The sequence below is a fragment of the Paraburkholderia tropica genome, assembly GCF_900109265.1.
GTDB classification, from domain to species: Bacteria; Pseudomonadota; Gammaproteobacteria; order Burkholderiales; family Burkholderiaceae; genus Paraburkholderia; species Paraburkholderia tropica.
Genome location: NZ_FNZM01000012.1, coordinates 192,660 through 207,696, shown reverse-complemented (window position 1 = coordinate 207,696; position 15,037 = coordinate 192,660). Strand labels below are relative to the sequence as shown.

Annotated in this window: 11 protein-coding genes; 8 read left to right on the top strand and 3 right to left on the bottom strand. The window is 66.3% G+C overall.

All coding sequences use genetic code 11. The features are described 5' to 3' along the window. The 4 genes from BMY06_RS21395 to aroQ are packed head-to-tail and all read left to right on the top strand — an operon-like array spanning position 1 to position 3,004. Positions 1 to 462: a MaoC family dehydratase gene (locus BMY06_RS21395; protein WP_074985065.1), complete on the top strand. Its 462-nt coding sequence runs from the start codon at positions 1 to 3 to the stop codon at positions 460 to 462. After that, entirely contained in the window at positions 459 to 1,673 is a 1,215-nt protein-coding gene (locus tag BMY06_RS21390; RefSeq protein WP_065059068.1) for a CaiB/BaiF CoA transferase family protein, read from the top strand. The genes BMY06_RS21395 and BMY06_RS21390 overlap by 4 nt, the downstream gene beginning before the upstream one ends. Before the next feature lie 7 nt (positions 1,674 to 1,680). Then, positions 1,681 to 2,514, top strand: coding sequence for a shikimate dehydrogenase (gene aroE, locus BMY06_RS21385; RefSeq protein WP_074985064.1), 834 nt, complete (start codon positions 1,681 to 1,683; stop codon positions 2,512 to 2,514). Positions 2,515 to 2,533: 19 nt separating this feature from the next. Next, the gene (gene aroQ, locus BMY06_RS21380; RefSeq protein WP_074985062.1) at positions 2,534 to 3,004 is read left to right on the top strand and encodes a type II 3-dehydroquinate dehydratase; all 471 of its coding nucleotides are present in this window, start codon (positions 2,534 to 2,536) and stop codon (positions 3,002 to 3,004) included. Between the two features lie 4 nt (positions 3,005 to 3,008). On the opposite strand, the gene BMY06_RS21375 is transcribed toward aroQ, so the two are convergent. The 3 genes from BMY06_RS21375 to BMY06_RS21365 all read right to left on the bottom strand — a co-directional run bounded on the left by BMY06_RS21375 (position 3,009) and on the right by BMY06_RS21365 (position 5,551). After that, positions 3,009 to 3,380 carry a hypothetical protein gene (locus BMY06_RS21375; RefSeq protein WP_074985061.1) on the bottom strand — a complete coding sequence of 124 codons (372 nt, stop codon included), beginning with the start codon at positions 3,378 to 3,380 and terminating at the stop codon, positions 3,009 to 3,011. 85 nt (positions 3,381 to 3,465) lie between these two features. Next, positions 3,466 to 4,827: an ATP-binding protein gene (locus BMY06_RS21370; protein WP_231957490.1), complete on the bottom strand. Its 1,362-nt coding sequence runs from the start codon at positions 4,825 to 4,827 to the stop codon at positions 3,466 to 3,468. After that, positions 4,796 to 5,551, bottom strand: a complete 756-nt coding sequence (locus BMY06_RS21365) for a response regulator transcription factor (RefSeq protein WP_074985059.1) — start codon at positions 5,549 to 5,551, stop codon at positions 4,796 to 4,798. Before BMY06_RS21365 ends, BMY06_RS21370 begins: the two co-directional genes overlap by 32 nt. Positions 5,552 to 5,773: 222 nt before the next feature. On the opposite strand from BMY06_RS21365, the gene BMY06_RS21360 reads away from it, so the two are divergent. Genes BMY06_RS21360 through BMY06_RS21345 form a run of 4 tightly spaced genes read left to right on the top strand, consistent with a single transcriptional unit; the run spans position 5,774 to position 15,034 of the window. Then, positions 5,774 to 7,084 carry an MdtA/MuxA family multidrug efflux RND transporter periplasmic adaptor subunit gene (locus BMY06_RS21360; RefSeq protein WP_074985058.1) on the top strand — a complete coding sequence of 437 codons (1,311 nt, stop codon included), beginning with the start codon at positions 5,774 to 5,776 and terminating at the stop codon, positions 7,082 to 7,084. Beyond that, entirely contained in the window at positions 7,081 to 10,206 is a 3,126-nt protein-coding gene (locus BMY06_RS21355) for a multidrug efflux RND transporter permease subunit (protein ID WP_074985056.1), read from the top strand. Before BMY06_RS21360 ends, BMY06_RS21355 begins: the two co-directional genes overlap by 4 nt. Continuing rightward, positions 10,203 to 13,556: an efflux RND transporter permease subunit gene (locus BMY06_RS21350; RefSeq protein ID WP_074985055.1), complete on the top strand. Its 3,354-nt coding sequence runs from the start codon at positions 10,203 to 10,205 to the stop codon at positions 13,554 to 13,556. The genes BMY06_RS21355 and BMY06_RS21350 overlap by 4 nt, the downstream gene beginning before the upstream one ends. Beyond that, positions 13,553 to 15,034 carry an efflux transporter outer membrane subunit gene (locus BMY06_RS21345; RefSeq protein ID WP_080180463.1) on the top strand — a complete coding sequence of 494 codons (1,482 nt, stop codon included), beginning with the start codon at positions 13,553 to 13,555 and terminating at the stop codon, positions 15,032 to 15,034. The genes BMY06_RS21350 and BMY06_RS21345 overlap by 4 nt, the downstream gene beginning before the upstream one ends. Positions 15,035 to 15,037: the final 3 nt, after the last annotated feature.

Here is a 15,037-nt window from a genome sequence, read left to right as displayed (position 1 = left end):
ATGAGCATCATCGAAAAAACCTGGGACGACGCGCGCGAAGGCGACGAATGCGTGAGCCCGACTTACGTCGTCACAAAAGAGCGCATTCTCGCCTACGCCGATCTCACGGGCGATCACACGCCGGTGCATGTCGATGAAGACTACGCGAACGCCAGCCATTTCGGTTGTCTCGTCGCGCATGGGCTGTTCGGTCTGTCGATCGCCGACGGCCTGAAAACGCAGAGCGATTATCGTTTTCTGCCGGGCATGTCGCTGGGCTGGAGCTGGGACTTTGTTTTGCCGATCAAGGTGAACGACGTGCTGCACGTGAAGTTTCGCGTCGGCTCGATGCGGCCTAGCCGAAGCCGTCCCGATTGGGGCATCGTCGTGCTGCCTTCGGAACTGATTAACCAGCACGGCGACGTCGTGCAGCGCGGCGAGCATCGCCTGATGGTGCCGCGCCGTCCCCGAGGTGCGCGATGAAACAGGCGCGTCCACTCGAAGGAATTCGCGTTGTCGATTACAGCCACTTTCTCGCGGGTCCGTATGTGGGGCGCTGCCTCGCGGCGCTCGGCGCGGAAGTGATCAAGGTCGAGCGCCCCGGCGGCGGCGACGCCGGACGTCAGCATGCGACCGTGCTCGACGCGCGCAGCAGCGGCTATTTTCTGCAGCTCAACATGGGCAAGCGCGGCGTCAGCGTCAATATGAAAGACCCGCGCGGCAAGGCCTTCATGGAGCGTCTCTGCGATTCGGCGGACGTGTTCGTGGAGAACTATCGTCCCGGCGCGCTCGACAAGCTCGGGCTCGGCTATGAGGCGCTGTCGACGCGCAATCCAGGCCTTGTTTACTGCTCGATTTCGGCTTATGGACACACGGGACCGGACGCGCATCGCGCCGGTTTCGGTCTGATCGCCGAAGCGAAGAGCGGCATCATGCAGATGGTCGGCACGCCGGGCGAGCGCCCGCCCTTGCTGCGCATCTCGCTCGGCGACATGTACACGGGCATTCATGCGGTGGCGGCGATCAATGCGGCGCTGCTCGGCCGCGTAAAGAGCGGTCGCGGCCAGCATATCGACATGGCGCTGTACGACACGCTGGTGTCGATGCACGAGTACGCGGTTCAGTGCTATACGCTCGCGGATGTGCTGCCCGAACAGACCGGCCACGATATGCCGGGCTCGACGCTCTACGGCGTGTTTCGCGCGACCGACGGCGATCTCGTGATCGCGGCCCAGGTGGACGACGCGTGGAAGCGTTTCGCCGCGCTGATCGAAGCGAGCGGCGGCCCGCGCGGCTTTGGCGCCGACGCGCGCTTTCACGACAGTGTGGGGCGCAACACGCATCGGCTCGATATTCTCGCCGTGGTCGAACCGTGGGTGGCGGCGCGCACGGTGGCGCAGATTCTCGCTCTGCTCGATGGCATCGATGTGCCTTGCGCGAAGGTGCAACGCATCGACGAAGTGATCGCCGATCCGCAGATTCAGGCGCGCGGCATGATCGTCGAACAGGAGCATCCGCGTTACGGCACGCTGCGTCTGCCCAATCTGCCGTTTCGTTTTTCCGCGTGCGATACGACGATCTGCGAAGTCGCGCCCGATCTGGGGCAGCACAACGCGGAAATCGCGCAATCGCTCGGCTTCACGCCCGCCGAGATCGATGCGATGCAAACCGATGGCGTGCTGTTCGAACAGTGAGGCCGCAATGAAGGATGCATATGCAGTCATTGGCCATCCGGTCGGCCATACGAAATCGCCGCTGATTCACGGCCTGTTTGCCGAAGCGACGCAGCAGGCGATGCACTACACCGCGATCGAAGCGCCGCGCGAACCGGCAGGCGCGTTTGCAGCGACGGTGCGCGAATTCATCGCGGCGGGTGGCAAAGGGTTGAATATCACCGCGCCGTTCAAGCTCGCCGCATTCGAAATGGCCGACGCGCGCAGCGAACGCGCGACGCTCGCGGGCGCGGCGAACGCATTCAAGTTCGAAGACGGCAGGATTATCGCGGAGAACTTCGATGGGATCGGTTTGCTGCGCGATATCGAGGTGAATCTGCGCACGCCGCTCGCCGGGAAGCGGGTGTTGCTGCTCGGCGCGGGCGGCGCGGCGCGCGGTGCGTTGCTGCCGTTTCTGGGCGCGCGGCCCGTTGAACTGGTGATCGCGAATCGTCATGTCGAGAAGGCGCGGGCGTTGGCGGCGCAACTGGCCGCACACGGCCGGATCAGCGCCTGCGCCTACGGCGAACTCGAACGCATGGGGCGTTTCGATCTGGTGATCAACGCGACTTCCGCGAGCCTGACCGGCGATCTGCCGCCGGTGCCGCCGGGCGTTTTCAGTCCGCATGGCACGGCTTATGAGCTGGCTTATGGCAAGCGACTGACGCCGTTTCTGCGGCTCGCGCGCAATGCGGGCGTGGCGGGTGTGGCCGATGGCGTCGGCATGCTGGTGGAGCAGGCCGCCGAAGCGTTTGCATGGTGGCGCGGCGTGCGCCCGGAGACGCAGGCGGTCATCGACCGGCTGACGGTGCCGCTCGATTGAGCGCGAACAAGGAGACGAAGTGAAGACGATTCTGATGTTGCACGGCATTAATCACAACATGTTCGGCAAGCGCGATCCGCGCCAATACGGGACCATCACGCTCGAACAGATCGACGCGCAATTGCAGGCGCTCGCGCGCGAACTCGACGTACGCGTGGAGTCGTTCCAGACCAATAGCGAAGGCGCGATGTGCGAGCGCATTCATCGCGCTTTCGAAGACAGTGTCGATGCGGTGCTGATCAATGCAGGAGCGTGGACGCATTACAGCTACGGCATTCGCGACGCGCTCGCAATCCTGACCTGTCCCGTGGTCGAACTGCACATGTCGAACATTCACGCGCGCGAGGCGTTCAGGCATCGATCCGTGTTCGCGGAAATCGTGACGGGCCAGATTTGCGGATTCGGCTCGCAGAGCTATTTGCTGGCGCTGCGCGCGGCCGCGGACGCGGCATCGGTGCAGCAGGCTGAGCGTGTTCAACCCGCAACTTGATCCATCACTCGTGACGCAAGGCGAATGATCCCAGATCGTCAAGATGCCTAAGCAATGCCTCGACGTCGTTCGGTGCATGAGCGAAACCTTCGACTTCGCCGTCCCGCAGACTGATCTTGCGGCTCGCATGTCCGTGAAGCCAGCCGCACAGCCCCGCGCCGAGCACCGGCCATACCGCCTGACTTGCCGGCAGCGCGAATTGCAGCGCGGTCGACGGCGCTTCGCCGTCACGGGGCGGCCTTTGAGGCGCGGGCGTCAATCCCGTTCCGCCGTCCAGCCGGATCGTTCGCGCCGCGCGCCGCGCATCGTATAGAAACGCGAGCGCCGCTTCATGGCTGGCGGGATGCAACACCAGATGAACGAGTTTCGTATCCACTTCGCTGGCTCGTCAATGCAGGGTTGAGAACAGGGGATCGACAGCGGTCGTCGCGCCGACGCGCGAGCATCGACGCACGCGACCCTCAAAATTCCACGGCATGCCTGAGCTGGACGCGCGCGGTCAGGCCGGAAGGGCGGCGATTGAAGAGCGTGAGATGGCCGTCATGCGCGCGCACGATGTCGCGCACGATCGCGAGTCCGAGCCCGACGCTGCCCGGCTGGCTGCCGCGCGACGGATCGAGACGCACGAACGGTTCGAGCACGTCGCGCAGTCGCGTTTCGGGAATGCCCGGACCGTCGTCGCTGACGTCGATGAGAATCGTGTCGTCGCGCACCGAGGCCACGACCACCACGGTCTCGCCGAATCGCAAGGCGTTGTCGATCAGATTCGCCATCACGCGCTGCATGCCGTCGGGGCGGCAGAAGTAGCGGATCTGGCGCGGGCCGTCATAGCGGATCGCCGCGCCCGCTTCCTCGTACTCGTCGCACACGGTCGCAATCAACGCGCTCAGATCGAGCCATTCCTTGTTTTCGTTGTCGTTGCCCGTATTCAGATACGACAGCGCCGAGGACACCATCGTCTGCATCAGGTCGATGTCCTTGCGCACTTTGTCGCGCATGGACGGGCTTTCGTTGGTGTCGATCTGCAGACGCATGCGCGTGAGCGGCGTACGCAGATCGTGGCTCACGGCCGCGAGCATGCGCGTGCGGTTGTGCAGCGACTGCGTGATGCGCTCCTGCATGAGGTTGAACGCATGCGCGGCGCGGCGGATTTCGAGCGGCCCTTCTTCCTCGATCGGCGCGAGCGCGATGTCGCGGCCGAACGCGTCGGCCTTGTCGGCGAGACGGCGCAGCGGACGCACCACCAGCGACACGGCCCACACCGACATGCCGAGCACGCCGACGCACATGAACAGAATCGCGCCATAGAACGGGAAGCGCAGGCGCGGCGGCTCGGGGCCGATGTGCTGCGTGCGGACTTCGAGTTGCGCGTCGTCGCCAGGCAGTTTGACGAGCACCTGGATCGTGCCGCCGGGATCGGTCTTGTCGCAGGAATGCACGCTGACCGTCGCGCCGATGTCGCGCAGTTCGTCGCGCAGCGTGTGATACAGCTCGCCGTTGTCGAGCGTGTTGACGGTGCAGCGCGCGGGCGTGGTCGTCATGCCGAGCACGTAGTCGGGCGTCTGCATGACGGCCGCCGTGTGTGCGCGCGCATCGACGGGCAAGCGCGCGAGCACGCGCGCGAAGTTCGCGATGCGGAAGGTCGGCTGCCACGGCCACGGCGGTTTGGGCGGGCCGCTCGGGTTGAGCAGCAGCAGCGTGAAGAGCGCGAACGTGACGCTCGACGAGCACACGATGATCGCGAGAATCTGGCCGAGCGTGGTGGAGAAGAAGCGGCGCATCACGCGTGCATCACTCGAAAACGACGTCGCGCTGGAAGGCATAGCCGTCCGCGCGCACGGTGCGTATGGTTTCGTCGAGCGGATCGTCGCCGCTGAGCTTGCGGCGCAGGCGGCTGACGAGCAGATCGATCGAGCGCGCGGCGATCGGGAAATCCTTGCCGCGCGTGAGGGCGATCAGCTGTTCGCGCGAGAGCACCTGGCGCGCGTGGCGGCAGAACACGAGCAGCAGATCGGTTTCCGCGCCCGTGAGCGGAATGCGCAGGCCCGTGGGCGAGCGCACGAAACGCCGGTACGGATAGAACGTGTGTCCCGCGAACGCAGCCACGAGCTCGGCGCCGGGGTCGCGCGCGGCGTCGCCGGGCGCGGCGCTCTGGCTGGTCTGGGCGGGCTCCGCGCCGCTCGGCGGACGCCGCAAGGCGGAACGGATGCGCGCGAGCAGTTCGCGCAGATCGAAGGGCTTGGAGACGTAGTCGTCGGCGCCGAGTTCGAGGCCGATCACCTTGTCGGTGGTCTCGACGAGCGCGGTCAGCATGATGATGCGCGGACCGCCTGAGGCGCGCAGACGGCGGCACAGCTCCAGCCCGTCCATGCCCGGCAACATCACGTCGAGCAGCACCAGCTCGACGCTCTCCTGCGCGAGCATCGCGAGACCCTGTTCGGCGCTCCCGGCCACCCGCGTGCGATAGCCTTTGCCGCTCAGGAATTGAGCCAGCGGCGCACTGATGTCGGGGTCGTCTTCGACGATGAGAATGGGAACGTTGTTCAAGGGAGGGCGGCAGCGGAGAGGCGTGTGGAGTTCGCTTTCATTGTCCGATAATTCGCTGACGATCGGGCTGCATATCGTGTGTCAATCTGGCTACATTGTGTTGATTCCATTAAAAATCAACAAGATATGAGCGTCATGCCGTATCGTTCGCGGCTTCATTCACGTATTGCGAACGGCATGGACAAGCGCGTAGAGCCCCCCCGAGCACCCGATGAAACCCCCGTGCGCGAGCCGCACGAAACACGCTCGCAGCGGCGTCGCCGCGTCTGGCCGTGGGCGCTGCTGCTGCTCGGCGTCGCCGCGGGCGCGCTGTTCGCGCTGCGTCCCCACGCGCCTGGCGCGGGCGGCCCGCCGGGCTTGCCGGGCGCACCCGGCGGCCCGGGTGGCCCCGGTGGTCCGATGAGTGGCATGGCGCAGTCGGTCGGCGTCGCCACCGCCGCGACGGGCGACGTGCCCGTGCGCCTGAGCTCGCTCGGCACCGTGACGTCGCTCGCGACCGTCACCGTCAAATCGCAGATCAGCGGCTATCTCCAGTCGATTGATTTCCGCGAAGGCCAGCACGTGAAGAAGGGCGACGTGCTCGCGCAGGTCGATCCGCGCCAGTACGAAGTGCTGCTCAAGCAATATCAGGGGCAGGTCGTGAAGGACAAGGCGCTGCTCGACAACGCGCGCCTCGATCTCGCGCGCTACCAGCGCCTCGCGAAAACCGACTCGGTTTCGCAGCAGACGCTCGACACCGCCGAGGCCACCGTGCGCGAGTACGAAGGCACGGTGCTGACCGATCAGGCGCAGGTCGACGCCGAAAAGCTCAATCTCACCTATTGCCGCATCGTGTCGCCGGTCGACGGACGCGTGGGGCTGCGTCAGGTCGACGTCGGCAACTACGTGACGGCGTCGGACACGGACGGCGTGGTCGTCGTGACCGAGACCGATCCGATTTCGGTCGTGTTCACGCTGCCCGAGGACGATCTGGGCCGCCTCAACAAGCGCCTCGCGAGCGGCGCGCGTCTGCAGGTGACGGCCTACGACCGCTCAGGCGAGGAGAAGATCGCGGACGGCGTGCTCGACACCGTCGACAACCAGATCGACACCACGACCGGCACCGTGAAGCTGCGCGCGCTGTTCAAGAACGCCAACGGCGCGCTGTTCCCGAACCAGTTCGTCAATATCTCGCTGCTGCTCGACACGCTGCACGGCGCGGTGACGATTCCGTCCGAGGCCGTGCAGACCGGCACGCCGGGCACCTTCGTCTATCGCGTCAACGACAATCAGACCGTGTCGCTGCGCAAGGTGCGCGTGGGCGCGTCGGCCAACGGCCGCACCGCCGTGCTCGCGGGGCTGGCGGCGGGCGATCGCCTTGTCGTCGACGGCGCCGATCATCTGAGCGACGGCGCGAAGATCCGCGAGCCGAAGCAGGGCGCCAGAAACGTCACGAAGGACGCGGGCAACGACGCAGGTAAAAGCGCGGGCAACGACGCGGGCAATAACGCAGGCAACGACAGCGCCGGCGCAAAGGCCCGCCCGCAGTCATGAATCCGTCGCGCCTCTTCATTCTGCGGCCGGTCGCGACGACCTTGCTGATGGCGGCGCTGCTCGTCGTCGGCCTCGTCGCCTGGCGTTTTCTGCCGCTCTCCGCACTGCCCTCGGTCGAATACACGACGATCCAGGTGCAGACCTTCTATCCGGGCGCGAGCCCGGACGTGATGACGTCCGCCGTCACCGCGCCGCTCGAAGATCAACTCGGCGAAATGGCGGGCCTCAAGCAGATGGCCTCGCATTCGTCGGCGGGCGCCTCGGTCATCACGCTGCAATTCGATCTCGCGGTGTCGATGGACGTCGCCGAGCAGGAAGTGCAGGCCGCCATCAACGCGGCAGACAGCCTGCTGCCGAGCGATCTGCCCGCGCCGCCCGTCTACGCGAAGGTCAATCCCGCCGACGCGCCGATCCTCACGCTCGCGATCACCTCGCCGACGATGCCGCTCACCGAGGTGCAGGCGCTCACGAACACGCGCATCGCGCAGAAGATTTCGCAGATGGCGGGCGTGGGCCTCGTCACGCTCTCGGGCGGCCACAAGCCCGCCGTGCGCGTGCGCCCGAACATTCGCGCGCTGGCCGCTTACGGCCTGAACGTCGACGACTTGCGCACCACGCTCACGAACGTCAACACGAATGCGCCGAAGGGCTCGCTCGACGGCCCGCATCGCGCGTGGACGATCGACTCGAACGACCAGATCGAAGATCCCGAGCAGTATCTGGATACCGTGATTGCGTATCGCAGCGGTCGTCCCGTGCGTCTGCGCGATGTCGCCGACGTGGTGGCGGGCGCGGAAAACACGCAGCTCGCCGCGTGGAGCAACGACACGCCCGCGATCTTGCTGAACGTGCAGCGCCAGCCCGGCGCGAACGTGATCAAGGTCGCCGATTCGATCAAGGCGATGCTGCCTGCGCTCACGCGCGATCTGCCGTCGTCGGTGCATGTGGCGCTGCTCACGGACCGCACGACCACGATTCGCGCCTCGGTGAAGGACGTGCAGTTCGAACTCGCGCTCGCCGTCGCGCTGGTCGTGATGGTGATCTTCGTGTTCCTGCGCAACGTGCCCGCGACGCTGATTCCGAGCCTGTCGGTGCCGCTCTCGCTGGTCGGCACGTTCGCGGCGATGTATCTGTGGGGCTTCAGTCTCGACAATCTTTCGCTGATGGCGCTGACGATCGCGACCGGCTTCGTGGTCGACGACGCGATCGTCGTGATCGAGAACATCAGCCGCCACGTGGAAGCGGGCATGGAGCCGCTCGACGCCGCGCTGAAGGGCTCGCGCGAAATCGGCTTCACGATCATCTCGCTCACGGTCTCGCTGCTCGCGGTGCTGATTCCGCTGCTGTTCATGGGCGACGTGATCGGGCGTCTGTTCTACGAGTTCGCGGTGACGCTCGCGGTGGCCATCGTGATCTCGGCGCTCGTCTCGCTCACGCTGGTGCCGATGCTGTGCGCGCGGCTGTTGCGCGCCGCGCCTCATGGCACGCACGGCACGCATGCAGCGTCGAAAGCACGCAAAGGCCGCGACTGGTTCGGTCCGATCATGGCGCGCTACGACCGCGCGCTGACGTTCGCGCTCGATCACGAAAAGGCCACGCTCGCGGTCGCGGTGGGCACCTTCGCGCTCACGGCCGCACTGTACGTGCTGATCCCGAAGGGCTTCTTCCCGACGCAGGATACGGGCGTGATCCAGGGCATCACCGAAGCCTCGCAATCGATCTCGTTCGAGCGCATGAGCGCGCTGCAAACGCAGCTCGCCGACGTCGTGCTGAAAGATCCGGACGTGGTGAGCCTGTCGTCGTCGGTGGGCGTGGACGGCAGCAACATGACGCTCAACATGGGCCGCATGCAGATCAACCTGAAGCCGAAGGACGAACGCAGCGCCTCGGCGAGCGAGATCATCCGCCGCCTGCAGAACGAAACCGCCGACGTGACGGGCATCGCGCTGCATATGCAGCCCGTGCAGGATCTGAGCGTGGATACGCAGGTGAGCGCGACGCAGTATCAGTTCATGCTCGACAACCCGTCGATGGACCAATTGAGCGTGTGGACGCCGAAGCTGGTGGCCGAACTGCGCAAGCAGCCCGAACTCGCCGACGTGACGAGCGATTTGCAGGACGCGGGTCTCGCCGCCACGGTGCAGGTCGATCGCGCGACCGCCGCGCGCTTCGGCATCACGCTCGCGACCATCGACAACGCGCTCTACGATAACTTCGGCCAGCGCATCGTCAGCACGATCTTCACGCAGTCGGACCAGAAGCGCGTGATCATGGAGATCGATCCGAAGCTCGCGCGCGGCCTCAATGCGTTCGATTCGGTCTATCTGCCGTCGTCCACGGCGACCGATGGTCAGGTGCCGCTCTCGGCCGTCGCGCGCATCGTCACGAGCAAAAAACCGATCCAGATTTCGCACCTCGGCCAGTTCCCGGCCACGACCATTTCGTTCAATCTCGCGAAGGGCGCGTCGCTCGGCGCGGCGGTCAAGGCCGTCAAGCGCGCGGAAGCGTCGCTCGCGATGCCGGACAGTTTCGAAACGCGTTTCCAGGGCGCGACGGATGCGTTCCAGTCGTCGCTGTCGAGCGAGCTGTATCTCGTGCTCGCGGCGGTGCTGGTGATGTACGTGGTGCTCGGCGTGCTCTACGAGAGCTTCGTGCATCCGCTCACGATTCTCTCGACGCTGCCTTCGGCGGGCGTCGGCGCGCTGCTGGCGATGGCGCTCACGGGTGCGGATCTCGACATCATCGGCGTGATCGGCATCGTGCTGCTGATCGGCATCGTCAAGAAGAACGCGATCATGATGATCGACTTCGCGCTCGTGGCCGAACGCGACGAAGGCCTCACTCCGCGCGAGGCGATTCATCGCGCGTGTCTGCTGCGTCTGCGCCCGATTCTCATGACGACGATGGCCGCGCTGATCGCCGCCGTGCCGCTCGCGCTCGGCACCGGCAGCGGTTCCGAATTGCGCCATCCGCTCGGCATCGCGATGATCGGCGGGCTGGTGTTCAGTCAGGCGCTCACGCTGTTCACGACGCCGGCCGTGTATCTCGCGATGGAGCGCATGGCGGCGTGGCTGCGCGCGCGCGGCTGGACGCTCAACGGCGCACAGCGAGGCGCGTCATGAATCTGAGCGCCGTTTTTATCCGGCGGCCGGTCGCAACCATTCTGGTGACGATCGCGATTGCCGCGGCGGGCGCGCTGGCGTTCGGCCGTCTGCCCGTCGCGCCGCTGCCCGCCGTGGACTTTCCGACCATCCGCGTGCAGGCGCAGATGTCGGGTGCGAGTCCCGAGACGATGGCGGCCACCGTGGCCGCGCCGCTCGAACGCCACCTCGGTCAGATCGCCGACGTCACCGAAATGACCTCGCAGAGCAGCGTCGGCTCGACCGACGTGATCCTGCAATTCGGTCTGGACCGCGATATCAACGGCGCGGCGCGCGACGTGCAGGCGGCGATCAACGCCGCGCGCGCCGATCTGCCGAGCGCGCTCAAGTCGAACCCCACCTATCGCAAGTTCAATCCCGCCGACGCGCCGATCCTGATCGTCTCGCTCACCTCGAAGACGCTCACGCCGGGCCAGCTCTACGACAGCGCCGCGACCGTGCTGCAACAGCGGCTCATGCAGATCGACGGCATCGGCAACGTCGACCTGAACGGCAGTTCGCTGCCGGCCGTGCGCGTCGAGCTGAACGCGGGCGCGCTGTTCAAATACGGCATCGGCCTCGAAGACGTGCGCGCCGCGCTTTCCGCTGCGAACGCGGACAGCGCGAAGGGCATGGTCAGCGACGGCGCGCTGCGCTGGCAGCTCTACGCCAACGACCAGGCCGAACGCGCCGACGAATACCGCAATCTGGTGGTCGCGTGGCGCAATAGCCGGCCCGTGTTCCTGCGCGACGTGGCCGAGGTGAACGACTCGGTCGAGAGCCTGCGCAACGCCGGTTATGTGAACGGCAAGCCCGCCGTGATGCTGTGGATCTTCAAGCAGCCGGGCGGCAATATCGTCGACGTGGTCGATCGCGTGAAAGCCGTGTTGCCGCAATTGCAGGCCGCGCTGCCGCCGGGCACCGAAGTCACGGTTTCCGACGACCGCAGCAGCACGATACGCGCGTCGCTTTCGCATACCGAACGCACGCTCGTGATCGCCGTGGTGCTGGTCGTGCTCGTGGTGCTCGCGTTCCTGCGCAACGTGCGCGCGACGCTGATTCCCGCCGTGACGGTGCCGGTGTCGATCCTCGGCACGTTCGGCGCGATGAAACTGTTCGGCTACAGCCTCGACAATCTTTCGCTGATGGCGCTGACCATCGCGACCGGCTTCGTCGTCGACGATGCCATCGTGGTGCTGGAAAATATCGCGCGCCATCGCGAACGCGGCGCGTCGCGTCTCGAAGCCGCCTTCGCGGGCGCGAAGGAAGTGAGCTTCACGGTGATCTCGATGAGCGTGTCGCTGATCGCCGTGTTCCTGCCGATCCTGTTGATGGGCGGACTCGTCGGGCGGCTTTTCCGCGAGTTCGCGATCGTGCTGTCGATTGCGATTGCGGTGTCGATGATCCTCGCGCTCACGACCACGCCCACGCTGTGTGCGCTGCTGTTGCGCAGCGCCGAGGACGAAGCGGCGCAGCCGCGGCGCGATAATCGTTTCACGCGTTTCTTTGCACGCGTGAGCGACGCGCTGGGCCGCAGCTTCGACGCGGCGGAACGCGTTTATGAGCGCACGCTCGGCGCGGCGCTGCGTCATCCGCTGCTGGTGCTCTGCACCTTGATCGCCACGATTGCGCTGAACGTCGTGCTCTACGCCGTGGTGCCGAAAAGCCTGTTTCCGCAGCAGGACAGCGGCATGATGGGCGGCGGCATGATGGCCGACCAGAGCATTTCGTTTCAGGCGATGAGCGTGAAGGTCAAGCAGGCGCTCGCGATCGTCAAGGCTGATCCGGCGGTGCAGACCGTGGTGGGATTTACGGGCGGTCACGGCACCAATCAGGCCTTTACGAGCATCACGCTCAAGCCGCTCGACGAGCGCAAGGTGTCGGCGTTTACGGTGATGGCGCGGCTGCGCAACAAGCTCGCGTCGATTCCCGGCGCGCAACTGATGATGTTCCCGCGCCAGGATCTGATGGTGGGCGGACGGCAGAGCTTCGCGCAGTTCCAGTACACGCTGCAAGGCGACGACACCGCGCAGGTCCAGCAATGGGCCACGCGTCTGACCGAGGCGCTCAAGCATGTTCCCGCGCTCGCCGACGTCAGCTCCGATCAGCAGAACGGCGGTCTTTCCGCGAAGGTCGTGGTCGATCGCGCGACGGCGATGCGCTTCGGTCTCACGCCCGACACGGTCGACGCCACGCTGTACGACGCGTTCGGCGAGCGCGAGGTGTCGACCATCTACAAGGCGCAGAACCAGTATCACGTGGTGATGGAGATCGCGCCGAAGTGGTTGCAGGACCCGTCGTCGCTGAACGATATCTATGTGAGCACCTCGGGCGCGGCGGCAAGCGGCACGTCGACGACGAACGCGGTCTCCGGCACGGTGACGAGCGCTTCGACGTCGTCGTCATCGAGCACGAGTTCGAGCAGTTCGTCGAGCAGCACTACGTCGTCCAGTTCGGCCACCAACGCCTCGACCAATTCGATCGCGACCAGCAGCGGCGGCAGCGTTTCGACGGGCGCGGCCGTGAGCACGTCGAGCAGCACGATGGTGCCGCTCTCCGCGTTCTCGAAGCTTGTGCAGGCGCACACGCCGGTCTCGGTGAATCACCAGGGCCAGGCCGTGGCCGTGACGATCTCGTTCAACCTCGCGCCCGGTCATCAACTCGCCGACGCGACCGCCGCCGTCGATCCGGCCGTCAAGGATCTGAACATGCCGAACACCGTGCACGGCGCGTTCGCGGGCACGGCGGGCAGCGCGCTCGCGGCGGCCTCGGCCATGCCCTTGCTGATCGGCGCGGCGCTGCTGGCCGTGTATGCGGTGCTCGGCATGCTCTACGAGAGCTATGTGCATCCACTCACGATTCTGTCGACGCTGCCCTCGGCGGGCGTGGGCGCCGTGCTCGCGCTGCTCGCGACCAACACGGAGTTCTCGGTGATCGCGCTGATCGGCGTGTTTCTGCTGATCGGCATCGTCAAGAAGAACGCCATCATGATGGTCGATTTCGCGCTCGACGCGCAGCGCACGCAGAACCTCGCGCCCGCCGACGCCATTCGCGCCGCCTGCGTGATGCGCTTTCGCCCGATCATGATGACGACCTGCGCGGCGCTGTTCGGCGCGGTGCCGCTCGTGCTCGATCAGGGCATGGGCGCGGAACTGCGCCGACCGCTCGGCATCGCCATCATCGGCGGGCTCATCGTCAGCCAGTTGCTGACGCTCTACACGACGCCCGTCGTCTACCTCTATCTCGATCGCCTGCGCCATCGCGCGCGCGCCCTCTGGCGGCGCGTGCGTCCCGGTTCGTCCGGTGGCGCGATGACGGACACATCCGCATGAAGCTCGCACCTTTCCGTATCCGCAATTCTCTCTGCATGACCCTCGCCGTCGGCGTGGCGCTGCTCGCGCTGCAAGGCTGCACGGTCGGCCCCGACTATCGACGTCCCGACGTCGTCACGCCCGTCGCGTTCAAGGAAGCGCCTAAGGGCTGGAAGAGCGCGACGCCCGCCGACGCCGCCGCGCGCGGCGACTGGTGGAGCGTCTATCACGATCCCGTGCTCGACTCGCTCGTGCCGCAAGTGGCGATCAGCAACCAGAACCTGAAGGCCTACGAGGCCGCGTATCGCCAGGCGCTCGCGGTCGTGCGCGAGGCGCGCGCGAATCTTGCGCCGACCGTCGCGCTCGCGCCGGGCGTCACGCGTTCGCGCAGCAGCAACACGACGGCGACAACGGGCTCGCTGGAAGCCAGCGCGTCGTGGGATCTGGATCTGTGGGGCAAGGTGCGCCGCCAGGTGGAAAGCGACAAGGCGAGCGCGCAGGCGAGCGCGGCGGAACTGGCGGATCTGACGCTGTCCGCGCAGGAATCGCTGGTGTCGGATTACTTTTCGATGCGGTATCAGGACTCGCTCACGCGTTTGCTGAACGACACCGTGAAGGCCTATGAGCGCAGCCTCGATATCACGCGCAATCAGTACGAAGCGGGCGTGGCCGCGCGCTCGGACGTGGTGACGGCGCAGACCACGCTCGCGACCGCGCGCGCGTCGGCCATCGCCGCCGAAGCGTTGCGCGACCAGTACGAGCATGCCATCGCGCTGCTGATCGGCCGTCCGCCTTCGGGCCTGACGATCGCGCCCGCCGAACTCGCGAGCGAGGTGCCGGACGTGCCGCTCGTGGTGCCGTCCGAACTGCTCGAACGCCGCCCCGATATCGCCGAGGCCGAGCGCACGATGGCGCAGGAAAACGCGCTGATCGGCGTGGCCGTGGCCGCATACTATCCGACGATTTCGCTCTCGGGCGCGGCGGGGTATTCGGGCGTGCTGCCGCTGCTGAGCGCGGCCAACACGCTCTGGTCGATCGCGGCGAGCGGCAGCGAAACGCTGATCGACGGCGGCGCGCGCTCGGCGGCCGTCGACGCGGCGCGCGCGTCGTACGACCAGAGCGTCGCGAACTATCGGCAGACGGTGCTCACGGCGTTCCACGACGTCGAGGACGAACTGTCGAATCTGCGTGTGCTCGGCGAGCAGGCGGTCGCGCAGGACGAAGCCGTGAAGCTCGCGCGCCAGTCGGTGCAGATCTCGCTCGACGAATACGAGGCGGGCACCGTGACGTACACGACGGTCGTGACCGCGCAGGCGACGGCGCTCTCCAACGAGCAGACCGCGTTGCAGGTGCGTTCGAACCGGTTGATCGCGAGCGCCAGTTTGATCGAAGCGCTGGGCGGCGGCTGGGACGCGTCGCGCCTGGCAGGGACGGAGACGGCGCAAGCGCCGCAAGCGTCAGACGACCCGCAAACGCTGCAAACGGCGCAAGGTCGATGAGGT